Below are 18,826 nucleotides of genomic sequence, written 5' to 3'. Positions count from 1 at the left end.
CTCAACACAACGGCGACATCGGGCCGCTCTTTTTCCTTAAATTTCTCTCGTACATTTGATTAACATGCGCAAATCATATTCACTTGAATTATCATTTGCGGCAGACGTAGAATCGCTAGCCCGCTAATTATTCAATCATTTCTAAGGTAATGACGTTATGCGCCTGCCCGAACGCGACCCTTATGCTCCTCGCGAGTGGCAGCCCCATGAGAAACCCGCCCTGCTGGGTTCGCCTTCCACCCCCGAGCACAGTACGCCAAAACGCGTCGCCTATGGCGTCGTTGGGCTGCTGGTTTGCCTGACGGGGGCACTGGGCAATGCGGTGGTTACCGCCAACCTGCAAAACCTGCAGGGAACCTTCGGGGCCTGGTCGACCGAAATCGCCTGGCTGCCCGCAGTCTATGTGATGACCAACATCTCCATTAACCTGCTGCTGGTCAAATTTCGTCAACAGTACGGCCTGCGCGCCTTTACGGAAGGTTTTCTGGTGCTGTACGTGCTGGTCACCTTTTTCCACCTGTTCGTTAACGACCTCAGCTCCGCGCTGATGGTACGCGCCGCGCACGGGATGGTGGCCGCCGCGCTCAGCTCGCTGGGGATTTACTACCAAATCCAGGCCTGGCCTGCGAAGCATCGCCTGAAGGCGCTTACCATCGGGATCACCGGATCGTCGCTCGCTATTCCGCTGGCGCGTCTGTTTTCCACTGAGCTTCTCCAGCTGGACGAGTGGCGCGGGCTCTATTTCTTTGAGCTGGGGCTGGCGCTGATCTCCCTGGCCTGCGTAATCGCCTTAAAACTGCCGCCGGGTGACCGACGCAAGGTCTTCGAGAAGAAAGACTTTGTCACCTTCTTTTTACTGGCTCCCGGAATGGCCCTGCTCTGCGCCGTGCTCTCTTTAGGCCGTCTTGACTGGTGGTTTGAGGCGCCGTGGATCGGCTGGTCGCTGGCGCTATCGCTGGTGCTGATTGTTTCCGCCATCGTGTTTGAACATAACCGCGCCAACCCGCTGCTGAACACCCGCTGGCTGTCGAGCGGCAGCATCGTTCGCCTGGGGCTGATCATGCTGCTGATCCGCATCGTGCTGGCGGAGCAAAATACCGGCGTCATCGGCTGGCTGCAGTACGTGGGGTTACAGAATGAGCAGATGACCCATCTGGCGTGGTCCATTTTCGCCGGGATCGTCTGCGGGATCGTCACCAGTTGCCTCACCATCAAGCCCACAAAGCTGGCGTGGCCGATTATCACCTCTCTGGCGCTGATGATTGTTGCCTCGCTGCTGGACAGCCAGTCCAATAACCTGACCCGCCCGGATCAGCTGATGGTCAGCCAGTTCCTGCTGGGCTTCGGCAGCGCCTTCTTCCTGGCGCCCGCCATGCTGGCCGCCATTGGCGGGGTAATTGCCGACCCGCGTAACCTGGTCAGCTTTTCGGTCATGTTTGGCATGAGCCAGAACCTCGGCGGCCTGCTGGGATCGGCGATTCTCGGCACCTTCCAGACCTGGCGCGAGAAATACCACTCCAGCCTGCTGGCGGATCAGCTCACCACGCTTAACCCGCTGGTCAACGAGCGGATTCAGCTTTATACCCAGATGTATAAAAGCCTGATTGGCGACAGTACGCTGCTGGGAACGCAGGCCATTACCCAGCTACAGACGGTGACCAGCCTTGAGGCAAATATTCTGGCCTATAACGATACTTATCTGCTGACGGCAAGCATCGCTGCCGCCACGCTGGTCTGGATTTTATGGCGCTTGCTGCGCCTGCGCATTACTGCCCGTATGGCGCTGAAGAACGCCACCGGCAACAAATAATTGTAATATTTCTGGAGAGTTTATGAGTCAGCAGGATGCCGCCAAAGAGCAGGCCAACACCCGCAAAAATGTGCGCATTGTTTCCGTTTTCACCGCCGCTGCCATCGGTATTGTCGGCGTGCTGGTCATTCTTTACGCCTGGCAGCTGCCGCCGTTTACCCGCCACGCGCAGTTTACCGACAACGCCTACGTGCGCGGCCAGACGACGTTCATCAGCCCCCAGGTTAACGGCTATATCACCGAGGTGAAGGTTCAGGACTTTGTGCAGGTCAAAAAAGGCGATCTGCTGCTGCAGATCGATGACCGCATCTACCGCCAGCGCGTCCATCAGGCCGAGGCGCAGCTGGCGATGAAAATTGCCGCGCTGAATAACAACCTGCAGCAGCGGAAAAGCGCCGAAGCGACCATTGCCAAAAATGAAGCCGCGCTGAAAAATGCCCGCGCCCAGAGCCTGAAAACCCAGGCGGATTTAAAGCGCGTGAAGGATCTGACGGCGGATGGTTCGCTTTCCATTCGGGAGCGCGATGCCGCGCTGGCCAGTGCGGCTCAGGGCAGCGCAGATATCGACCAGGCGAAAGCCACGCTTGAGATGTCGCGTCAGGATCTGCAGACGGTGATTGTGAACCGCGGCGCGCTGGAGGCAGATGTTGAAAACGCCAAAGCGGCGCTGGAGCTGGCGCAGATTGACCTGCAAAACACCCGCATTATCGCCCCGCGCGACGGCCAGCTCGGCCAGATTGCCGTGCGTCTCGGCGCGTACGTGACCGCCGGAACGCACCTCACTACGCTGGTACCGCCGCAGCACTGGGTGATTGCCAACATCAAAGAGACCCAGCTGGCGGAGCTGCGCGTCGGTCAGCCGGTGAAGTTTACCGTCGATGCCTTAAACAACAAAGCGTATCAGGGCCGCGTAGAGAGCATCTCGCCGGCGACCGGGGTTGAATTCAGCGCTATCACGCCGGACAACGCCACCGGCAACTTTGTCAAAATCGCCCAGCGTATTCCGGTGCGCATTGAGGTGCTCGGTAAGCCTGAAGAGTCTGCGCTGCTGCGTCCGGGTATGTCGGTACAGGTGACGATTGATACGCGGGAGGCGAAGCCATGATCCTTCGCCCGATAGCCGCGCTGGTGGGGGCGCTCATGCTGGCCGGATGCCAGTCCGTTGACGTCAAGCCGGCGCAGCCGACCCTGCAAATTCCGGCTCAATGGCGCGCCGTCTCAGGGCCAACCAGCCCGACGGAACAGCTCTGGTGGCGCAATTTTCATGACAACAACCTCAACCGCTATGTGGACCAGGCGCTAAAAAACAACAGCGACGTGCTGATCGCGCGGGAACGAATTAACGAATATCAGGCGCGGGTCTTTGCCGCCGACGGCAGCCTGTTTCCTTCGCTCGACGCGGGCGTAACCGGGACGCGCGCCCGTTCGCAATCCGCCGCCACCGGGTTGCCGGTCTACAGCACGCTGTACAGAGGCAGCCTGACGGCGAGCTATGATGTTGATATCTGGGGCGTCAACCGCAGCACGGCCAATGCCGCCGAAGCCTCGCTGGAGGCGCAAAAAGCCGCCGCCGCGGCTGCGGATCTCACCGTCGCCTCGTCCGTTGCCTCCGGGTACGTCACCCTGCTCTCGCTTGATGAACAGCTGCGCGTGACCGAATCCACGCTGAAATCACGCGAAGAGGCGTTTAATCTTGCCAAACGCCAGCTTGAGACGGGCTACAGTTCGCGCCTGGAGCTGATGCAGTCGGATTCCGAGCTTCGCTCAACGCGAGCGCAGGTGCCCGTGCTGCGGCATCAGATTGCGCAGCAGGAGAATGCCCTGAGCCTGCTGCTGGGAAGCAATCCCGGTGCGGTAGCGCGTAGCGAAAGCTTTGCGGCGCTGACGCCGCTCACGCTGCCGTCACAGCTGCCCTCCACGCTCCTGAATCGTCGGCCGGATATCGTGCAGGCTGAGCGACAGCTGGTCGCGGCTGACGCCTCGCTTGCCGCGTCACGCGCCAGCCTGCTGCCGTCAATCAACCTGACCGCAACCGGATCGATCCAGGATCGCACCCTTTCCGGCCTGCTGGATAACCCGCTCCAGCTCTGGAGCACAGGCGGCAGCATTCTCGCCCCGCTGCTGAACCGCCAGGCGCTGAACGCGCAGGTGGATATTTCCCAGTCCCAGCGTAACCAGGCGCTGTATGCGTATGAAAAAACCGTGCGTAACGCGTTTGCCGAAGTGAACAACAGCCTTGATGCCATTACGCGCTATCAGGAACAGCTGACGGAGCTGCTTGCCCAGCAGGATGTGGCCCGGGAGACGCTGCGCATTGCGCAGAACCGCTATCGCAACGGTTATTCATCCTATCTTGACGTGCTGGACGCGCAGCGCACGCTGTACTCGGTCCAGACCAGCGTGGTGCAGGTCAAAAATAACCTGCTGCTGGCGCAGATTGATTTGTATAAAGCACTGGGCGGAGGATGGGTCAGTGCCTGAAAACCTGCCCGTTGGCGCTTTGCTTACCGGACCTGCATTTCGCACCCGTAGGCCGGGTAAGGCGTAGCCGCCACCCGGCAATCCCTCTAAAGGAGTCAATCTATGCAACAACAATGGTCTGCAGTAGATAATTACATGATTTCTTCGCTTATCCCTGAGGATGAGGTTCTACAGAAGGTTCTTGAGAACAACAAACGCGCCGGGCTACCCGAACACGATGTTGCGGCCAATCAGGGACAGCTGCTGGCGCTGTTCGTGCGCATGACGCAGGCAAGACGCATTCTTGAGATCGGTACGCTGGGTGCCTATAGCTCTATCTGGATGGCGCGCGCCCTGCCGCCGGACGGAAAGCTGATTACGCTCGAGGCGGACCCAACGCATGCCGATGTTGCCCGCCAGAATATTCGCCTCGCGGGGCTGAACGATCGTATTGAATTAATAGAAGGCCCGGCGCTGAACTCGCTGGAGAATTTCGGTGACGTTCCGCCGTTCGACCTGATCTTTATTGATGCCGATAAGCCAAACAATCCCGGCTATCTGGAGTGGGCGCTGCACTATTCCCGTCCCGGCACGGTGATTATCGGCGATAACGTGGTCCGCGACGGCGAGGTCATTAACGGGCAAAGCGACGACGCGCGCGTGCTGGGCGTGCGGCGTTTTATCGAGATGACGGGGGATAACCCGCGCTTAACCGCCACCGCACTGCAAACGGTGGGGGTTAAGGGATGGGATGGGTTTACGCTGGCGATTGTGAATGGGTGAAGGCATCAGCCCGACCCTCTCCCTGTGGGAGAGGGAGAAAACCGGGCAAGGACGTTAAGCGGAAATCTGCTCCATCGCCTGCAATATACGTTTATCCGAAATCGGATACGGCGTACCGAGCTGCTGAGCAAAGAAGCTGACGCGCAGCTCCTCGATCATCCAGCGGATCTCCTGCACATCTTCATCGTCGCGGCGGGCCGGCGGCAGCTTGTTTAACCACTGCTGCCACGACTGCTGCACGCTTTCGACCTTCAGCATCTGCGCGCGATCGCGGTGCGGATCGATCGCCATTTTCTCCAGACGTTTTTCAATCGCCTGCAGATAGCGCAGCGTATCGCCCAGACGCTTAAAGCCGTTGCCGGTGACAAAGCCGCGGTACACCAGCCCCGCCATCTGCGCCTTCACGTCCGACAGCCCCAGCGCCATGGTCATATCCACGCGCCCCTTCAGGCGCTTGTTGATATTGAACACGGCGGTGAGGATCTGCTCGACCTGTTTGGCTATCTCCACCACGGTGTCGTTCAGCTCGGCGCGAACCCTGTCATGCAGCTTCGCAAAACCTTCTTCCGTCCAGACCGGGCCGCCCGCCTCGTGGATCAGCTTGTCCACGCCGCAGGAGATGCAGTCGTCAATCAGATCCAGCACTTTGCCGTACGGGTTAAAGTAGAGCCCCAGCTTGGCTTTGTTCGGCAGCTTCTCGTGCAGATACTTGATCGGCGACGGGATGTTGAGCAGCAGCAGGCGGCGCAGCCCGCGCCACATCATCTGCTGCTGTTCCTGCGGGTTATCAAACAGTTTGATCGACACGCTGTCACGTTCGTCCACCAGCGCCGGCCAGGCCTTGACCTTATAGTTGCCGCGCTTCTGCTCGTAGCTTTCCGGAAGCTGGCCAAAGCTCCAGATATGCAGCCCGCTCTGCTCGATGCCGTCGTCCGCCACCGCAGAAAGCGTCTCCTGAACTTTGCCTTTCAGCGCCTCTTTCAACTCGCTGAGGGAACGCCCTTCCAGCAGCTTTTTGTTTTTATCATCCACCACGCGGAAGCTGATTTTCAGGTGATCGGGCACCTGATCCCAGTTCCAGTCTTCGCGGTCGATGGTGGTGCCGGTCATGCGGCGGAACTCACGCTCCAGCGCGTCCAGCAGCGGCAGTTCCAGCGGCGTGACGCGGCCCAGAAACGCTTCCGCATAGTTTGGCGCTGGCACAAAATTGCGCCGCACCGGTTTCGGCAGGGATTTGATCAGCGCAATCACCAGCTCGCGGCGCAGGCCGGGGATCTGCCACTCAAACCCGCTCTCGTCGACCTGGTTTAACAGCGGCAGCGGAATGTGGACGGTTACGCCGTCCGCGTCGGTGCCCGGTTCAAACTGGTAGGTCAGACGCAACTTGAGGTTGCCCTGATGCCAGAAGTTCGGGTAGTCGAGCTTGCTGACCGACTCCGCCCCCTCTTTAATCAGCATGCTCTTTTCGAAGTTGAGCAGGTCCGGCGTCGCTTTGCTGGCCTTCTTCCACCATCTGTCAAAGTGGCGGGCGGAGATAACATCATGGCTGATGCGCTGGTCGTAAAACTCAAACAGCGCTTCATCGTCCACCAGAATGTCGCGGCGTCGGGACTTGTGCTCAAGCTCTTCCACCTCGGCGCGCAGCTTCAGGTTTTCACGGAAGAACGCGTGGCGCGTCTGCCAGTCCCCCTCCACCAGCGCGTGGCGGATAAACAGCTCGCGGCTGAGCGCCGGATCGATCTGGCTGTAGTTGACCTTACGCGCGGCGACCACCGGCAGGCCGTAAACGGTCACTTTTTCGGTCGCCATCACCGCGCCCTGCGCGCGCTCCCAGTGAGGCTCGCTGTACGAGCGTTTCAGCAGGTGCTGCGCCACCGGCTCAACCCATTCCGGGTCGATGCGCGCGGCAATGCGCCCCCACAGGCGGCTGGTTTCCACCAGCTCCGCGACCATGGTCCACTTCGGCGGCTTCTTGAACAAGCCGGAACCCGGGAAGATGGAGAAACGCGCGTTACGCGCGCCGGTATATTCCTGCTTATCCGCATCCTTCATCCCGATATGGGACAGCAGGCCAGTCAGCAGCGCGATATGAATCTCGCGGTACTCCGCCGGTTCACTGTTCACCGGAATGCCCAGCTCTTTCACCACCTGGCGCAGCTGGGTGTGGATATCCTGCCATTCACGCACGCGCAGGTAGTTAAGGAAATCCACGCGGCACTGGCGGCGGAACTGGTTCGAGGAGAGCGCTTTCTGCTGCTCGCCGAGGTAGTTCCACAGGTTCACAAAGGCGAGGAAATCGGACTCTTTGTCGTGGAAGCGACGGTGCTTTTCGTCCGACGCCTGCTGTTTATCCATCGGACGCTCGCGCGGGTCCTGAATGGAGAGCGCCGAGGTGATGATCATCGCCTCGCGCACGCAACCGTGCTTTTGCGCTTCCAACACCATGCGCGCCAGGCGCGGGTCGACCGGCAGCTGGCTGAGCTGGCGGCCCAGCGGCGTCAGCTTATAGATGCTCGCCTGCTCGTCGGTGGTAATCGCCCCGAGCTCTTCCAGCAGACGCACGCCGTCCTGAATGTTGCGCTTGTCCGGCGCTTCCACGAACGGGAACGCCGCGATGTCGCCCAGCCCCAGCGCGGTCATCTGCAGGATAACGGACGCCAGGTTGGTGCGCAGAATTTCCGGGTCGGTAAACTCCGGGCGCGACAGGAAATCGTCTTCGGAATAAAGACGAATACAGATCCCTTCCGACACGCGGCCGCAGCGGCCCTTACGCTGGTTAGCAGACGCCTGGGAGACCGGCTCAATCGGCAGGCGCTGAACCTTGGTGCGGTAGCTGTAGCGGCTGATGCGCGCCGTGCCCGGGTCGATCACGTATTTAATCCCCGGTACGGTCAGCGAGGTCTCCGCCACGTTGGTCGCCAGCACGATGCGGCGTCCGCTGTGTGGCTGGAAGACGCGGTTTTGCTCGCTGTTCGACAGGCGCGCGTACAGCGGCAGGATCTCGGTGTGGCGCAGGTCGCGCTTGCTGAGCGCATCGGCAGTATCGCGAATTTCGCGCTCGCCGCTCATGAAGATCAGGATGTCGCCCGCGCTCTCGTTGCCCAGCTCGTCAACGGCGTCGAAGATGGCCTGCAGTTGATCGCGCTCGGTATCGTCCGCCTCTTCCACAATCGGGCGATAGCGCACTTCCACCGGATAGGTGCGGCCCGACACTTCAATAATCGGCGCATTGTTGAAGTGTTTTGAGAAGCGCTCCGGGTCGATGGTCGCGGAGGTGATGATAATTTTCAGATCAGGGCGACGCGGCAGCAGCTCTTTAAGGTAGCCAAGCAGGAAGTCGATGTTCAGGCTGCGCTCGTGCGCTTCATCGATGATGATGGTGTCGTACTGCATCAGCAGGCGGTCCTGCTGTATTTCCGCCAGCAGGATACCGTCCGTCATCAGCTTGACCATGGTGTTGTCGCTGACATGGTCGCTGAATCGTACCTTGTAGCCGATGCAGCCGCCCGGCTCCGACTGCAGCTCTTCGGCAATACGGTTCGCCACGGTGCGCGCCGCCAGACGACGCGGCTGGGTGTGGCCAATCAGCCCCTTCACCCCGCGGCCCAGCTCCATACAGATTTTCGGCAGTTGGGTGGTTTTGCCTGAACCGGTTTCCCCCGCGACAATCACCACCTGGTGGTCGCGGACGGCCTCAAGGATGTCCTGTTTCTTCTGGCTGACAGGCAGGTTTTCCGGGTAGGTGATCGCCGGACGCGCGGCTTCGCGCAGCACAACCTTCCCTGTCGCCTGTTCAATCTCTTTGGCCATCTCCTGGTAAATGGCCTGTTGTGCATCAGGATTTTTAACCTTCTTCACGCCGTGCAGCCGGCGGGAAAACCGCTGTTTATCGCGCAGCATCAGGGAATCAAGCTGTTGCAGGAGCATCGGGAAGGTGATTTTGGGTTGTTCTGTCATAGCGTTAACGGGCAGTGCTCTGCCGGATAAAATCTCTTTTTAATGATTGCTATAGAGTACCACATTGACGCTTTTAGCGCCTTATTCAAAAAATTCGAACATAGGCTTCGATATATTGCGCTATCTCTGTGGCAGGATTGTGAATAAAGTGTCAACAAGCAACGGGGCACCCCCCTTCAATCAAATGCAACAACAGGAATCACCCATGAGCAAAATATTAGTTTTGAAATCCAGTATTCTGGCAGGGTACTCTCAGTCTGGTCAGCTGTCTGATTACTTCGTTGAACAGTGGCGTGAACAGCATTCTGCGGACGAAATCACCGTGCGTGACCTGGCAGCAAACCCAATTCCTGTGCTGGACGGCGAGCTGGTTGGCGCGCTGCGCCCAAGCGATGCGCCACTGTCCCCGCGTCAGCAGGAAGCCCTGGCCCTGTCCGACGAGCTGATTGCTGAGCTGCAGGCGCACGACGTTATCGTCATCAACGCTCCAATGTACAACTTCAACATTCCTACCCAGCTGAAGAACTACTTCGACCTGGTGGCGCGCGCTGGCGTAACCTTCCGCTACACCGAGAACGGCCCGGAAGGTCTGGTAAAAGGCAAGCGTGCGATCGTCCTGACCAGCCGTGGCGGTATCCATAAAGATACCCCAACTGACCTGGTTGCGCCGTACCTGAGCCTGTTCCTGGGCTTCATCGGCATTACCGACGTGAACTTCGTGTTCGCGGAAGGTATCGCTTACGGTCCGGAAGTGGCGACCAAAGCACAGTCCGACGCGAAAGCCGCCATCGACAGCCTGGTAGCCGCGTAAGATTTCTCCCTCTCACCGCCCGGTGGGAGGGTTTTTCTTTTCCCCGCATTTCGCTATCATCCGCATCCACTCTCCAGCCGGGCGGCCTGATGTCTGCGATTATCGATTCTTTTATTGCCCCACAGTGTCACGACGACATTGAGATCCTCTGGCAGGATGAACATCTGCTGCTGATTAATAAGCCTTCTGGCCTGCTCAGCCTCTCGGGCAAAAAGCCGCAAAACCTCGATTCTGTCCATTATCGTCTGGTCCAGACGTTCCCCGGCTGCACGCTGGTACACCGTCTGGATTTCGGCACGTCCGGGCTGATGGTGGTTGCGCGCAATAAGGCCATCAACGCGGCGCTTTGCCAGCAGTTCAGCAAGCGCAGCGTGGAGAAAGTCTACAGCGCCCTGCTTTATGGGCATCTGGAAAACGACGAGGGAATAATAGACGCGCCCATTGCCAAAGACCCAGCGCTGTTCCCGCTGATGTCGATCTGCGCCATCAACGGTAAACCCGCCCGTTCCCGCTATCGGGTGGTGAAACGTTTTTTTCGGGGGACAGGAGTGCCGTTAACGCGGGTGGAACTGACGCCGGAAACCGGGCGAACCCACCAGCTGCGCATCCACTGCCAACAGCTGGGGCACCCTATTCTGGGCTGCGATCTGTATGGCGGTCTTGACGCGCCGGGGGCTAAGGAAACGCCCCGGCTGATGCTGCATGCCAGCGAGCTGAATTTTATTCATCCCGTGAGCGGAGAGCCGGTTAACGCCCGCCACGCCGCCCCGTTTTGAACGCGGTTTACCACATCAAATCGTCAGGAATTTTGAAGTCCGCGTACGGATCGTCTTCGTCCTGCTCTTCCTGACTGAGCGCGCTGTTTAACACGATGCTGTCGGCATCGCGCTGGGCAATTTTATCAGCCACCACCGCCGGAATGATCGCGTATTCACAATCGCCGTTTGCATTGAGCACCAGGCGCGCAATGGCCAGACGGCCGTTGATCAGCTGGGTTTGCGTCTGCTTGTCGACCTCAATTTTTTTGATCAGATTACCGTCGGTGAAGTTAAAGGTGATGTTGCCCTTCGCCACGGTGATGCGGTTCATCTCGATCAGCTGCTTCACCTGCGCTTTAAACTCTTTCGCGAGTACGGCCTGCTTCTGCTGCTCGCTCAGCAGCTTGTCTCGCTCGATCTGCGCCTTCTTGTTCTCTTCTACCGCTTCCCGAGCCTCACGTGCCTGAACGCGTGATTTCTTTGCCGTGCGCTGCACTTTCGCCGCTTTCTTGCTGCTGACCAGGCCCGCTTTCAGCATCTGCTCTTGTAAGGTGAGTTTTGTCATGATCGTTTCTAAACCGGTTGGAAATTTTGGGGATTATAGCGGGAATTGAGGAAAGAGTGCGACATTAGGAGAATCGTAGGCCGTGTAAGCGCAGCGCCACCCGGCAAGAAAGACAGCAACACCGCGAGCATTACACTTCATGAACTTCCCTCATGTTGCATTGAAATTAAGTCACTTCCCCTGCGCCGCGGGCTCAGGCATAAATTATGCATTGGTAACTTCTTAGCAACATGAACTTAGGATGCATAACCACAATGAGCAAAGCTTTCACATATACCCTTAAGCGCAGTTGCTTCGATGAGAATTACAACCCGTCAGAAAATACGCGTACAACCACCAACTTTGCCAACCTGGCGCGTGGGGAAAAACGTCAGGAAAACCTGCGCAATACGCTGGTGATGATCAACAACCGCTTCAATGCCCTGGCGCGCTGGGATAACCCGACCGCCGATCGCTACGCGGTTGAGCTTGAAATCATCTCTGTCGATTTGAACATTGGCGCGGAAAAGCCGTTCCCGGCCATTGAGATTTTGCAGACGTATATTGTCGACAAAAAAAATAACCTGCGTATCGCAGGCATTGTCGGGAATAACTTCTCCTCTTACGTGCGGGATTATGATTTCAGCGTCCTGCTGCTGGAGCACAACAAGAACCAGCAGCACTTCAGTATTCCGGAAAAGTTTGGCGAACTGCACGGCAATATTTTCCGCCATTTTGTGAACTCGCCGGAATACAAAGAGAACTTCAGAAAGGGCCCGGTGATCTGCCTGAGCGTCTCGAGCAAAGACACCTATCGCCGCACCGGTAACCAGCACCCTGTTCTGGGTATTGAGTACGCGCCGGATGGCGAATCGTTAACGGAACTGTACTTCGCCAAAATGGGCCTGAAGGTCCGCTACTTCATGCCTGAGAACAGCGTGGCGCCTTTCGCGTTCTTCTTTACCGGAGACTTGCTGAGCGATTACACCGATCTGGAACTGATCGGCACCATCAGCACGATGGAGACGTTCCAGAAAATCTATCGCCCGGAAATTTATAACGCGAACTCGGCGGCGGGACTGTTTTATCGCCCGGACCTGAACCAGCAGGATCATTCATTAACCAAAATTGTTTATGACCGCGAAGAGCGAAGCCGGCTGGCGATTGAACAGGGTCGATTTACCGAAGAATATTTCATTAAGCCTTATAAACACATTCTCGAGCAGTGGTCTGATAACTACACGCTTTAATTCATCAAAAAAGGTCTTTTATTATGAAAACATTGCTCCCGACGTCTACGGCTGGCAGCCTGCCTAAGCCGACCTGGCTTGCGCAACCTGAAACGCTCTGGTCTCCGTGGAAACTGCAGGATCAGGAATTACTGGCGGGTAAACAGGATGCACTGCGCCTGTCTCTTGACGAGCAGATCCGTGCGGGAATCGATATTGTCAGCGACGGGGAACAGACCCGTCAGCACTTCGTCACCACCTTTATTGAACACCTGAGCGGCGTCGATTTTGAAAATCGCCAGACGGTGCGCATTCGTAACCGCTACGACGCCAGCGTGCCGACCGTGGTTTCTGCCGTTGCGCGTCAGAAGCCGGTATTCGTGGACGATGCAAAGTACCTGCGCCAGCTCACGGAAAAGCCGATCAAATGGGCCCTGCCAGGGCCAATGACCATGATCGACACCCTTTACGACGCGCATTATAAAAGCCGCGAAAAGCTGGCCTGGGAATTCGCCAAAATCCTCAACCAGGAAGCGCGCGAATTAGAAGCCGCGGGCGTGGATATTATCCAGTTCGACGAGCCGGCGTTTAACGTCTTTTTTGATGAGGTCAACGACTGGGGTATCGCCGCGCTCGAGCGCGCCATTGAGGGTCTGAAATGCGAAACCGCGGTACACATCTGCTACGGCTACGGCATCAAGGCCAATACCGACTGGAAAAAGACGCTCGGCTCAGAATGGCGCCAGTATGAAGAGGCCTTCCCTAAGCTGCAAACCTCTAACATCGACATCATTTCCCTGGAGTGCCACAACTCCCGCGTACCGATGGATCTGCTGGAGCTGATTCGCGGTAAAAAGGTGATGGTTGGGGCGATTGACGTGGCAACCAACACCGTCGAAACGCCAGAAGAGGTCGCCGACACCCTGCGTAAAGCGCTGCAGTTCGTCGACGCCGACAAGCTTTACCCCTCAACCAACTGCGGCATGGCTCCCCTCTCCCGTCAGGTGGCTAACGGTAAGCTGAAAGCGCTCAGCGCTGGCGCAGAAATTATCCGCAAGGAGCTCGGCGCGTAATTGCCTTACGTTTGCCAGTACGGCGGCGAGCCGAAAAACGCCACGTAATAATCAATCACCGCCCTGAAGTTCAGGGGCGGATGACGTGCGTGAGGATAGATCGCCGCAATATTCAGCGGCTCCGTATTGATAGCGCACGCCATTTCCGGCATAAGAGCGACCAGCTCCCCCCGCTGCAGCCTGTCGCCAATCAGCCAGTCCGGAAACAGGACGATCCCCATTCCACCCAGCGCGGCAATGAGCAGCGACTCCGCATTATTGGACGTCATCAGCGGCGCCACGGGATAGTGCACCCAATTCTCCCCCTTGCGTCGCACAAGCCAGCGATTAGGGCCAGACGAACCGCGATACACCAGGCATTTATGCTGGCTCAGCTCGGCCGGGTCGGCCGGTACGCCGTGTTGACGCAGATACGCGGGCGACGCGGCAAGATGGTAGCGCTGCTGCCCGAAGATGCGGGCGTGGAACGTCGAGTCCGTCAGCGTGCCGATGCGAAAAATGAGGTCGGCGGCATCCCGGTGCGGGTCGATAAAGTCATCGGTCAGCGTCAGCTCTATGGTTAACCGTGGATAACGCTCGGCCAGGCCTGCCAGGCCGGGTGCAACGTGCCTCTGTCCAAAAAATACCGGCCCGTTAATGCGTACCGTGCCGGAGGGTTCGGTCGAACGTTCATCCAGCTCCCGACGCGCCTCTTCGAAGTTATCCACCATCGCCCGGGCATACCGGATAAAAAGATGCCCGTTTTCCGTGGGGATCACCGCCCGGGTATTGCGATAGAACAGCTGCTGGCCGAGCGCGTCCTCAAGCTGATGAATAATCCGCGACACCTGCGATGCAGAAATTCCCTCCCGTCGCGCAACGACGGAAAAGTTCTGCGTTTCATAGACGGCAATAAACAGCAGCAGTGAGCGAAGGTTCATGCTTCCGGCATCTGACATTAATGCATTTCCTGCAAAGGTGTTTCCTGCATTATGGCATTTTTCTCACATGTCTACCGACGTAATCTTCTTCGCCTGAAAACGGAGGAAGCATAATGCAGTTTGTATTGATTTTACTGGTGATTGCCGGCGGGATGGGCCTCTCCGTCGAGGCGGGTTTGCTGGGGCCGTTAGGGGGAGAAGTAGGCGATTTATGGGCCACGTTCAGCATTTTCGGGGTCGGCGCTGCGCTGACCTTTCTGCTGATGCTGTTTTTCAGCCCGCGCAACGGTCCGTCGTTTTTCGCACAGCCCGGCTGGCAGCTGCTTGGCGGCGTGCTGGGTCCTGTTTACGTTGTCATTCTGACTATCGCCACCCCCGCTATCGGCATCGCTCTGACGATGATCGGCATTCTGGCAGGTCAGGTTTTTAAAAGCCTGATCATTGACCACTTTGGCCTGCTGGGTACGCCGCACAGGAAGATAAACGCAAGACGCATCGTGGCGCTGGTTTTTATTATTGCCGCACTGGTACTGGTCGCAAAGGGGTAAGCACATGACACTGATGATGATAATTCTGGCCATCTGCGGCGGCGCGACGCTGAGCATACAGGCCGCAATTAACGGACAGCTCGGCAGCAGCGTGGGCGTTTTCAAGAGCGCATTTCTGACGTTTTCCGTCGGCGCGCTGGTGACCGCCCTGCTCATTTTCTTCTTTGAGCCTAAGCAGACGGTCACGCTGCTGGACGTGCCGAAATGGCAGCTTCTCGGGGCGATGTTCGGCGTGCCCTACATTGTGATCATGGTGCTTGCCGTGCAGCGCATCGGCACCGCCGTCGCCACGGTGGCGGTGATTTTCGGCCAGCTCGCCATGAGCATGCTGATAGATAACTTTGGCTGGTTGAACAATCCCGCTATTCCGTTTTCACCGAGCCGTCTGGGCGCGGTTGTGTGCCTGGGGATTGCCCTGTACTTCATTTACTCCAGCAGCAAAACCGGCGATGTTCGCGACTAAGCTTCCGTATTCCGGGTAAAGAACAGCGTCACCGTGGCGACGGTGACGCCAAATTTCTTCATCTCGGTTTTATTGAACAGATGCGTCTCATCCTGCAGGTACATCCAGTCATCAAAGTTCAGCAGCCACGTTTTGCCGTTGGCCTTCACGTTCATGCTGTAATGCCAGTTAAAGGCGTTCCCTGCGGCCTGCCCGGTGGCAACCCCTTCAATATCACCTGCCGTTCCCTCGTAGCGGTCGTTCCCCACGCGGCGAATGTGCCATACCCGCTGCTGCTTCTCGCCGTCGTCGTAAACGAAGCGCTCGTTCAGCGTCAGCGTATCGCCGATGACGTCCCCGGCAATCTCAACGTGAAAGCGGCGGATCTGCTTGCCGCTGCGATCCTGCACCATGCCCCACGCTTCGGTTTTGCCCTGGAAGTAGTGGAAGATATCAAGCCGCGGCTGCTGCTGACGATACTCGGACACCTCCGTACTGCAGCCGGCCAGCAGCATCGTGAATGCCAGCGCCAGCGTCAGGATTCGTTTCATTTTTTGCCTCCGATTAGCTGCTGACGCAGCTCAGGATATTGCGTGCGGGGATCGAGCCAGATGGCCAGAAAGCGGGTGCTGAACGCTTCTGACTGGCGCGGACCGAGCGGAATAAAGGATTTTTGCGCCGACGACGCGCGGTACCAGAACTGCCCCTGCTTATCGTTGAGAACAAACGCCAGCTGTGAACCCTGCCGGACATCCGGCCACAGGGACTGGAGCATCCTTAGCCAGGCTTCACTTTGCGGTTCCTGCGTCAGGATCCCCTGCGCCTGCCACTGGTCACGGGTCGCCTCAACCAGTTCATCGCGATCTATGTCGCGCGCGTAGGTAATAATCAGCGCCTGATCCTGATCGTCCCGGCTGTAACGGCCATCCGGCGTGCGGAGCTGAGAGGTATAGACCGTGAACGGCCCCCAGGTGAGCGTGGCGTCGCCCACCTTGCGCCAGGCCAGCCAGTCGGCGGCCTGAGCACCAGGAACAACCAGCATGAGCCAAAACAGCAGAACCGCAGCCCTCATTTTTGTCTCCCCATCAGCAGGTGGAAAAACAGCATCAGCACCAGCCAGCCCGGCGCCATCCAGCTGACGACGATAAAGGTTGGCTCCAGAAACGTGATGGCGCCCAACCGCTCGCCAATCAGGTAGGCCACCGGGCCTCCCACAGCCGCCAGCAGGGTCAGCAGCCAGCCGGGTAACGTGGTGGTACGCGCAAGCTGCGTCCAGACCACGGCGAACATCAACCACAATGCCACCATCCAGAGTGGCATCAGGGAGTCGCCCGTGAAGGCAATCAGCCCCGTCAGCGCCCAGAGCGCATCCAGCAGGCTGCCCGCCGCGGCCAGCCCAATGGCGTAAAGACGGTATGCTGACGGCAAGAGCAGGCACGCCAGGATCGCCAGCCCGAGCCAGATAATCAGGCCCTGTTCGCGAAACAGTACTACCAGCGCCCAGTAGAGATCGAACGCGACGGCCAGCAGAAAGACCTGAAGGTAGCGTCTCATACGCGCTCGGCGGTCAGCTGCACCACGCTGATAGTGCGGGCGTTAAACCCGGCTTCGCAGTAGCCGAAGTAGTACAGCCACATGCGGCGGAAGCGTTCATCAAAGCCAAGCTTTTCAATCTCCTGCCAGGCGTGGACAAAGCGCTGCCGCCAGTGGGCCAGCGTGCGGGCGTAGTCCGGTCCCATGTCGAAGAGATTGCGCACCACGAAATCGGTGTGGCGCGTCATCAGCTCGTTCATCGCCGTAATGCTCGGCAGGAAGCCGCCGGGGAAAATGTAGCGCTGGATAAAATCGACGCTTTTGCTGTAGTCGCGATAGCGCTGGTCCTGAATGGTGATGGCCTGAATCGCCATCCGTCCACCGGGGCGCAGCCGCGCCTGACAGGTACGGAAGAACGTGGGCAGATAGCGTTGCCCGACGGCTTCAATCATCTCTATCGAGACCAGCTTGTCATACTGCCCGGTGAGGTCGCGATAGTCGCAGAGCAGTACCTCAACCCGGTCCTGCAGCCCGGCGCGGGCAATGCGCTCGGTCGCCCAGATATATTGCTCCTGCGACAGCGTGGTAGTGGTCACCCGACAGCCGTAGTGACGGGCGGCGTATTCCGCCATCGCCCCCCAGCCGGTGCCAATTTCCAGCAGGTGATCATCCGGGTTTAGTGCCAGCTGGTCGCACAGGCGCGCCATTTTGGCCTGCTGAGCCGCCGTCAGATCCTGCTCGTCCGCGGTAAACAGCGCGCTGGAGTAAAGCAGTTCCTTATCCAGAAAATGGGCATAGAAAGCGTTGCCCAGATCGTAATGGGCGGCAATATTTTCGCGGGCCTGGGCACGAGAGTTGCGCCGCGTCCAGTGGCGCAGCCGCTCCAGCGGTCGGCCAAGCAGCCGGAACCCGTTCTCCAGACGACCAAGCACCTCGCCGTTGAGGGCCAGAATTTGCAGAAGCGGCGTAAGCTGCGCAGTCTCCCATTCGCCGTCCATCCAGGCTTCTGCGGCGGCAAGGCTCCCGCCCGTTAAGACGCGCCAGTAGACGCCGGGCGTGAGGATCTGCACGTCGGCGTGCAGCGCGGAGGATGTCTCGCCAAAATGGAAGGTCTGCGCCCCTTCACGCAGGGTGAGTGAGCCGCCGCGAATGCCGCTTAACAGACGAAACAGCAGCCATCGCGCGATGCGGACGTTGCGCGGGATATCGGGTTCTAGCGCAAAGACGGGATCGGTCATGAGCGTTCACTCCTGCTGACGGGATGGTTATACAGCGGCACGCGCTTGAGCCATAGCCTCAGCGCCTGCCAGTAAATGGCGAAAACGGTTTTCAGAGTCATCAGCGGGATGCGCAGCAGCAGCGCGCGCAGCGCCGGGCGGGTCAGAGGCTCCCGGCGCAGGGCCAGCGTGGCGTCAAAGACCTTCGCTTCCTGATGATTTTCAATGTGCATATGCAATGTGTTGTCCGGGTTGTTGAAGCGCCAGTGGTAGACCATGTCCATCGGGTTGAAGGGGGAAACGTGAAACGCTTTTTCCGTGGGCCGGGCATTTTGCCCGTCGACCGCGTAATAATGGCGCTCGTTCCACGGCGTATTGCGCACCTCCGCCAGCACCCAGCGAAGCGTGTTTTCCTGGTCATAGCAGTAGTAAAAATTGACCGGATTGAAATGAAACCCGAAGTAGCGCAGCTGCGTCAGAAGCATGACCCGCCCTGCGGGACGTTCCCCGGTCAGGCTCTCCAGCCTGTTCAGCACGTTCTCTTTAAGCGGCGTGCCGAGCGGGTAGTCCGCGTCATGGAACGCGGCGGCGGCAAAGCGGTTGCGCCGCACGCCGACGGACGCAAGCAGCGGCAGTTCATCAAGATCCAGCCAGGCCATAAAAACGCCGTAGCTGAATTCATGCGTTTTCGGCTGAAGGCGGCGGTGGCGCAATACGCCGTGATAGAGGCAGCTGTTCATG

18 protein-coding genes are annotated in these 18,826 nt (G+C 58.5%); 10 read left to right on the top strand and 8 right to left on the bottom strand.

Translation table 11 applies throughout. The annotated features are described in order from the left end of the window. Window positions 1-157 precede the first annotated feature (157 nt). From IM284_RS04895 to IM284_RS04880, 4 genes are all read left to right on the top strand, one after another. Entirely contained in the window at window positions 158-1,810 is a 1,653-nt protein-coding gene (locus IM284_RS04895; protein ID WP_032644875.1) for an MFS transporter, read from the top strand. 22 nt (window positions 1,811-1,832) lie between these two features. Further along, window positions 1,833-2,915 (top strand): HlyD family secretion protein, encoded by a 1,083-nt coding sequence (locus IM284_RS04890; protein ID WP_047368507.1) that lies wholly within the window; start codon window positions 1,833-1,835, stop codon window positions 2,913-2,915. Further along, the gene (locus tag IM284_RS04885) at window positions 2,912-4,291 is read left to right on the top strand and encodes an efflux transporter outer membrane subunit (RefSeq protein WP_047368506.1); all 1,380 of its coding nucleotides are present in this window, start codon (window positions 2,912-2,914) and stop codon (window positions 4,289-4,291) included. The genes IM284_RS04890 and IM284_RS04885 overlap by 4 nt, the downstream gene beginning before the upstream one ends. 102 nt (window positions 4,292-4,393) lie before the next feature. Then, window positions 4,394-5,053: an O-methyltransferase gene (locus IM284_RS04880; protein ID WP_047368505.1), complete on the top strand. Its 660-nt coding sequence runs from the start codon at window positions 4,394-4,396 to the stop codon at window positions 5,051-5,053. A 54-nt stretch (window positions 5,054-5,107) separates the two neighbouring features. On the opposite strand, the gene hrpA is transcribed toward IM284_RS04880, so the two are convergent. Continuing rightward, window positions 5,108-9,010 (bottom strand): ATP-dependent RNA helicase HrpA, encoded by a 3,903-nt coding sequence (gene hrpA, locus IM284_RS04875; protein WP_193055739.1) that lies wholly within the window; start codon window positions 9,008-9,010, stop codon window positions 5,108-5,110. 205 nt (window positions 9,011-9,215) lie between these two features. Here hrpA and azoR point away from each other — a divergent pair, with 205 nt between their 5' ends. Together azoR and IM284_RS04865 are read left to right on the top strand one after the other, a co-directional pair. After that, complete coding sequence (azoR, locus tag IM284_RS04870) at window positions 9,216-9,821, top strand: FMN-dependent NADH-azoreductase (RefSeq protein ID WP_047368503.1); 606 nt, start codon at window positions 9,216-9,218, stop codon at window positions 9,819-9,821. 89 nt (window positions 9,822-9,910) lie between these two features. After that, window positions 9,911-10,597: an RluA family pseudouridine synthase gene (locus IM284_RS04865; protein WP_047368502.1), complete on the top strand. Its 687-nt coding sequence runs from the start codon at window positions 9,911-9,913 to the stop codon at window positions 10,595-10,597. A gap of 7 nt (window positions 10,598-10,604) precedes the next feature. On the opposite strand, the gene IM284_RS04860 is transcribed toward IM284_RS04865, so the two are convergent. After that, complete coding sequence (locus tag IM284_RS04860) at window positions 10,605-11,144, bottom strand: DUF2058 domain-containing protein (protein WP_028013071.1); 540 nt, start codon at window positions 11,142-11,144, stop codon at window positions 10,605-10,607. A gap of 254 nt (window positions 11,145-11,398) precedes the next feature. Between IM284_RS04860 and IM284_RS04855 the strand changes: the two genes are divergently transcribed. Then, window positions 11,399-12,373 (top strand): DUF1852 domain-containing protein, encoded by a 975-nt coding sequence (locus tag IM284_RS04855; RefSeq protein WP_047368500.1) that lies wholly within the window; start codon window positions 11,399-11,401, stop codon window positions 12,371-12,373. Between the two features lie 23 nt (window positions 12,374-12,396). After that, window positions 12,397-13,425, top strand: a complete 1,029-nt coding sequence (locus tag IM284_RS04850; RefSeq protein ID WP_047368499.1) for a methionine synthase — start codon at window positions 12,397-12,399, stop codon at window positions 13,423-13,425. A 5-nt stretch (window positions 13,426-13,430) separates the two neighbouring features. On the opposite strand, the gene IM284_RS04845 is transcribed toward IM284_RS04850, so the two are convergent. Further along, entirely contained in the window at window positions 13,431-14,363 is a 933-nt protein-coding gene (locus tag IM284_RS04845; RefSeq protein WP_193055738.1) for a LysR family transcriptional regulator, read from the bottom strand. Window positions 14,364-14,458: 95 nt separating this feature from the next. On the opposite strand from IM284_RS04845, the gene IM284_RS04840 reads away from it, so the two are divergent. Together IM284_RS04840 and IM284_RS04835 are read left to right on the top strand one after the other, a co-directional pair. Then, complete coding sequence (locus IM284_RS04840; RefSeq protein WP_028013065.1) at window positions 14,459-14,893, top strand: DMT family transporter; 435 nt, start codon at window positions 14,459-14,461, stop codon at window positions 14,891-14,893. Between the two features lie 4 nt (window positions 14,894-14,897). Next, window positions 14,898-15,356: a DMT family transporter gene (locus tag IM284_RS04835; protein ID WP_028013064.1), complete on the top strand. Its 459-nt coding sequence runs from the start codon at window positions 14,898-14,900 to the stop codon at window positions 15,354-15,356. Here the strand turns inward: IM284_RS04835 and IM284_RS04830 are convergent. The 5 genes from IM284_RS04830 to IM284_RS04810 are packed head-to-tail and all read right to left on the bottom strand — an operon-like array spanning window position 15,353 to window position 18,825. Then, complete coding sequence (locus tag IM284_RS04830; protein WP_028013063.1) at window positions 15,353-15,886, bottom strand: DUF3833 domain-containing protein; 534 nt, start codon at window positions 15,884-15,886, stop codon at window positions 15,353-15,355. The genes IM284_RS04835 and IM284_RS04830 overlap by 4 nt on opposite strands. Continuing rightward, window positions 15,883-16,407, bottom strand: a complete 525-nt coding sequence (locus tag IM284_RS04825) for a hypothetical protein (RefSeq protein ID WP_047368498.1) — start codon at window positions 16,405-16,407, stop codon at window positions 15,883-15,885. The genes IM284_RS04830 and IM284_RS04825 overlap by 4 nt, the downstream gene beginning before the upstream one ends. After that, window positions 16,404-16,889, bottom strand: coding sequence for a DUF2878 domain-containing protein (locus IM284_RS04820; protein WP_028013061.1), 486 nt, complete (start codon window positions 16,887-16,889; stop codon window positions 16,404-16,406). The genes IM284_RS04825 and IM284_RS04820 overlap by 4 nt, the downstream gene beginning before the upstream one ends. Beyond that, window positions 16,886-18,106: a cyclopropane-fatty-acyl-phospholipid synthase family protein gene (locus IM284_RS04815; RefSeq protein WP_047368497.1), complete on the bottom strand. Its 1,221-nt coding sequence runs from the start codon at window positions 18,104-18,106 to the stop codon at window positions 16,886-16,888. The genes IM284_RS04820 and IM284_RS04815 overlap by 4 nt, the downstream gene beginning before the upstream one ends. Beyond that, window positions 18,103-18,825 (bottom strand): DUF1365 domain-containing protein, encoded by a 723-nt coding sequence (locus IM284_RS04810; RefSeq protein ID WP_045630379.1) that lies wholly within the window; start codon window positions 18,823-18,825, stop codon window positions 18,103-18,105. The genes IM284_RS04815 and IM284_RS04810 overlap by 4 nt, the downstream gene beginning before the upstream one ends. Window position 18,826 lies beyond the last annotated feature (1 nt).

It is taken from the genome of Enterobacter cloacae complex sp. P12RS, from assembly GCF_014895875.1.
In the GTDB taxonomy this organism is placed as follows: Bacteria; Pseudomonadota; Gammaproteobacteria; order Enterobacterales; family Enterobacteriaceae; genus Enterobacter; species Enterobacter bugandensis.
Note: the sequence above shows the minus strand (reverse complement) of the source record. Positions and strands in the feature narration are given on the sequence as shown.

Excerpts from the sequence above, each read along its gene's own strand:
- IM284_RS04895 (WP_032644875.1), top strand. The coding sequence starts at position 158 with ATGCGCCTGCCCGAACGCGACCCTTATGCTCCTCGCGAGTGGCAGCCC.
- IM284_RS04890 (WP_047368507.1), top strand. The coding sequence starts at position 1,833 with ATGAGTCAGCAGGATGCCGCCAAAGAGCAGGCCAACACCCGCAAAAAT.
- IM284_RS04885 (WP_047368506.1), top strand. The coding sequence starts at position 2,912 with ATGATCCTTCGCCCGATAGCCGCGCTGGTGGGGGCGCTCATGCTGGCC.
- IM284_RS04880 (WP_047368505.1), top strand. The coding sequence starts at position 4,394 with ATGCAACAACAATGGTCTGCAGTAGATAATTACATGATTTCTTCGCTT.
- hrpA (WP_193055739.1), bottom strand. The coding sequence starts at position 9,010 with ATGACAGAACAACCCAAAATCACCTTCCCGATGCTCCTGCAACAGCTT.
- azoR (WP_047368503.1), top strand. The coding sequence starts at position 9,216 with ATGAGCAAAATATTAGTTTTGAAATCCAGTATTCTGGCAGGGTACTCT.
- IM284_RS04865 (WP_047368502.1), top strand. The coding sequence starts at position 9,911 with ATGTCTGCGATTATCGATTCTTTTATTGCCCCACAGTGTCACGACGAC.
- IM284_RS04860 (WP_028013071.1), bottom strand. The coding sequence starts at position 11,144 with ATGACAAAACTCACCTTACAAGAGCAGATGCTGAAAGCGGGCCTGGTC.
- IM284_RS04855 (WP_047368500.1), top strand. The coding sequence starts at position 11,399 with ATGAGCAAAGCTTTCACATATACCCTTAAGCGCAGTTGCTTCGATGAG.
- IM284_RS04850 (WP_047368499.1), top strand. The coding sequence starts at position 12,397 with ATGAAAACATTGCTCCCGACGTCTACGGCTGGCAGCCTGCCTAAGCCG.
- IM284_RS04845 (WP_193055738.1), bottom strand. The coding sequence starts at position 14,363 with ATGTCAGATGCCGGAAGCATGAACCTTCGCTCACTGCTGCTGTTTATT.
- IM284_RS04840 (WP_028013065.1), top strand. The coding sequence starts at position 14,459 with ATGCAGTTTGTATTGATTTTACTGGTGATTGCCGGCGGGATGGGCCTC.
- IM284_RS04835 (WP_028013064.1), top strand. The coding sequence starts at position 14,898 with ATGACACTGATGATGATAATTCTGGCCATCTGCGGCGGCGCGACGCTG.
- IM284_RS04830 (WP_028013063.1), bottom strand. The coding sequence starts at position 15,886 with ATGAAACGAATCCTGACGCTGGCGCTGGCATTCACGATGCTGCTGGCC.
- IM284_RS04825 (WP_047368498.1), bottom strand. The coding sequence starts at position 16,407 with ATGAGGGCTGCGGTTCTGCTGTTTTGGCTCATGCTGGTTGTTCCTGGT.
- IM284_RS04820 (WP_028013061.1), bottom strand. The coding sequence starts at position 16,889 with ATGAGACGCTACCTTCAGGTCTTTCTGCTGGCCGTCGCGTTCGATCTC.
- IM284_RS04815 (WP_047368497.1), bottom strand. The coding sequence starts at position 18,106 with ATGACCGATCCCGTCTTTGCGCTAGAACCCGATATCCCGCGCAACGTC.
- IM284_RS04810 (WP_045630379.1), bottom strand. The coding sequence starts at position 18,825 with ATGAACAGCTGCCTCTATCACGGCGTATTGCGCCACCGCCGCCTTCAG.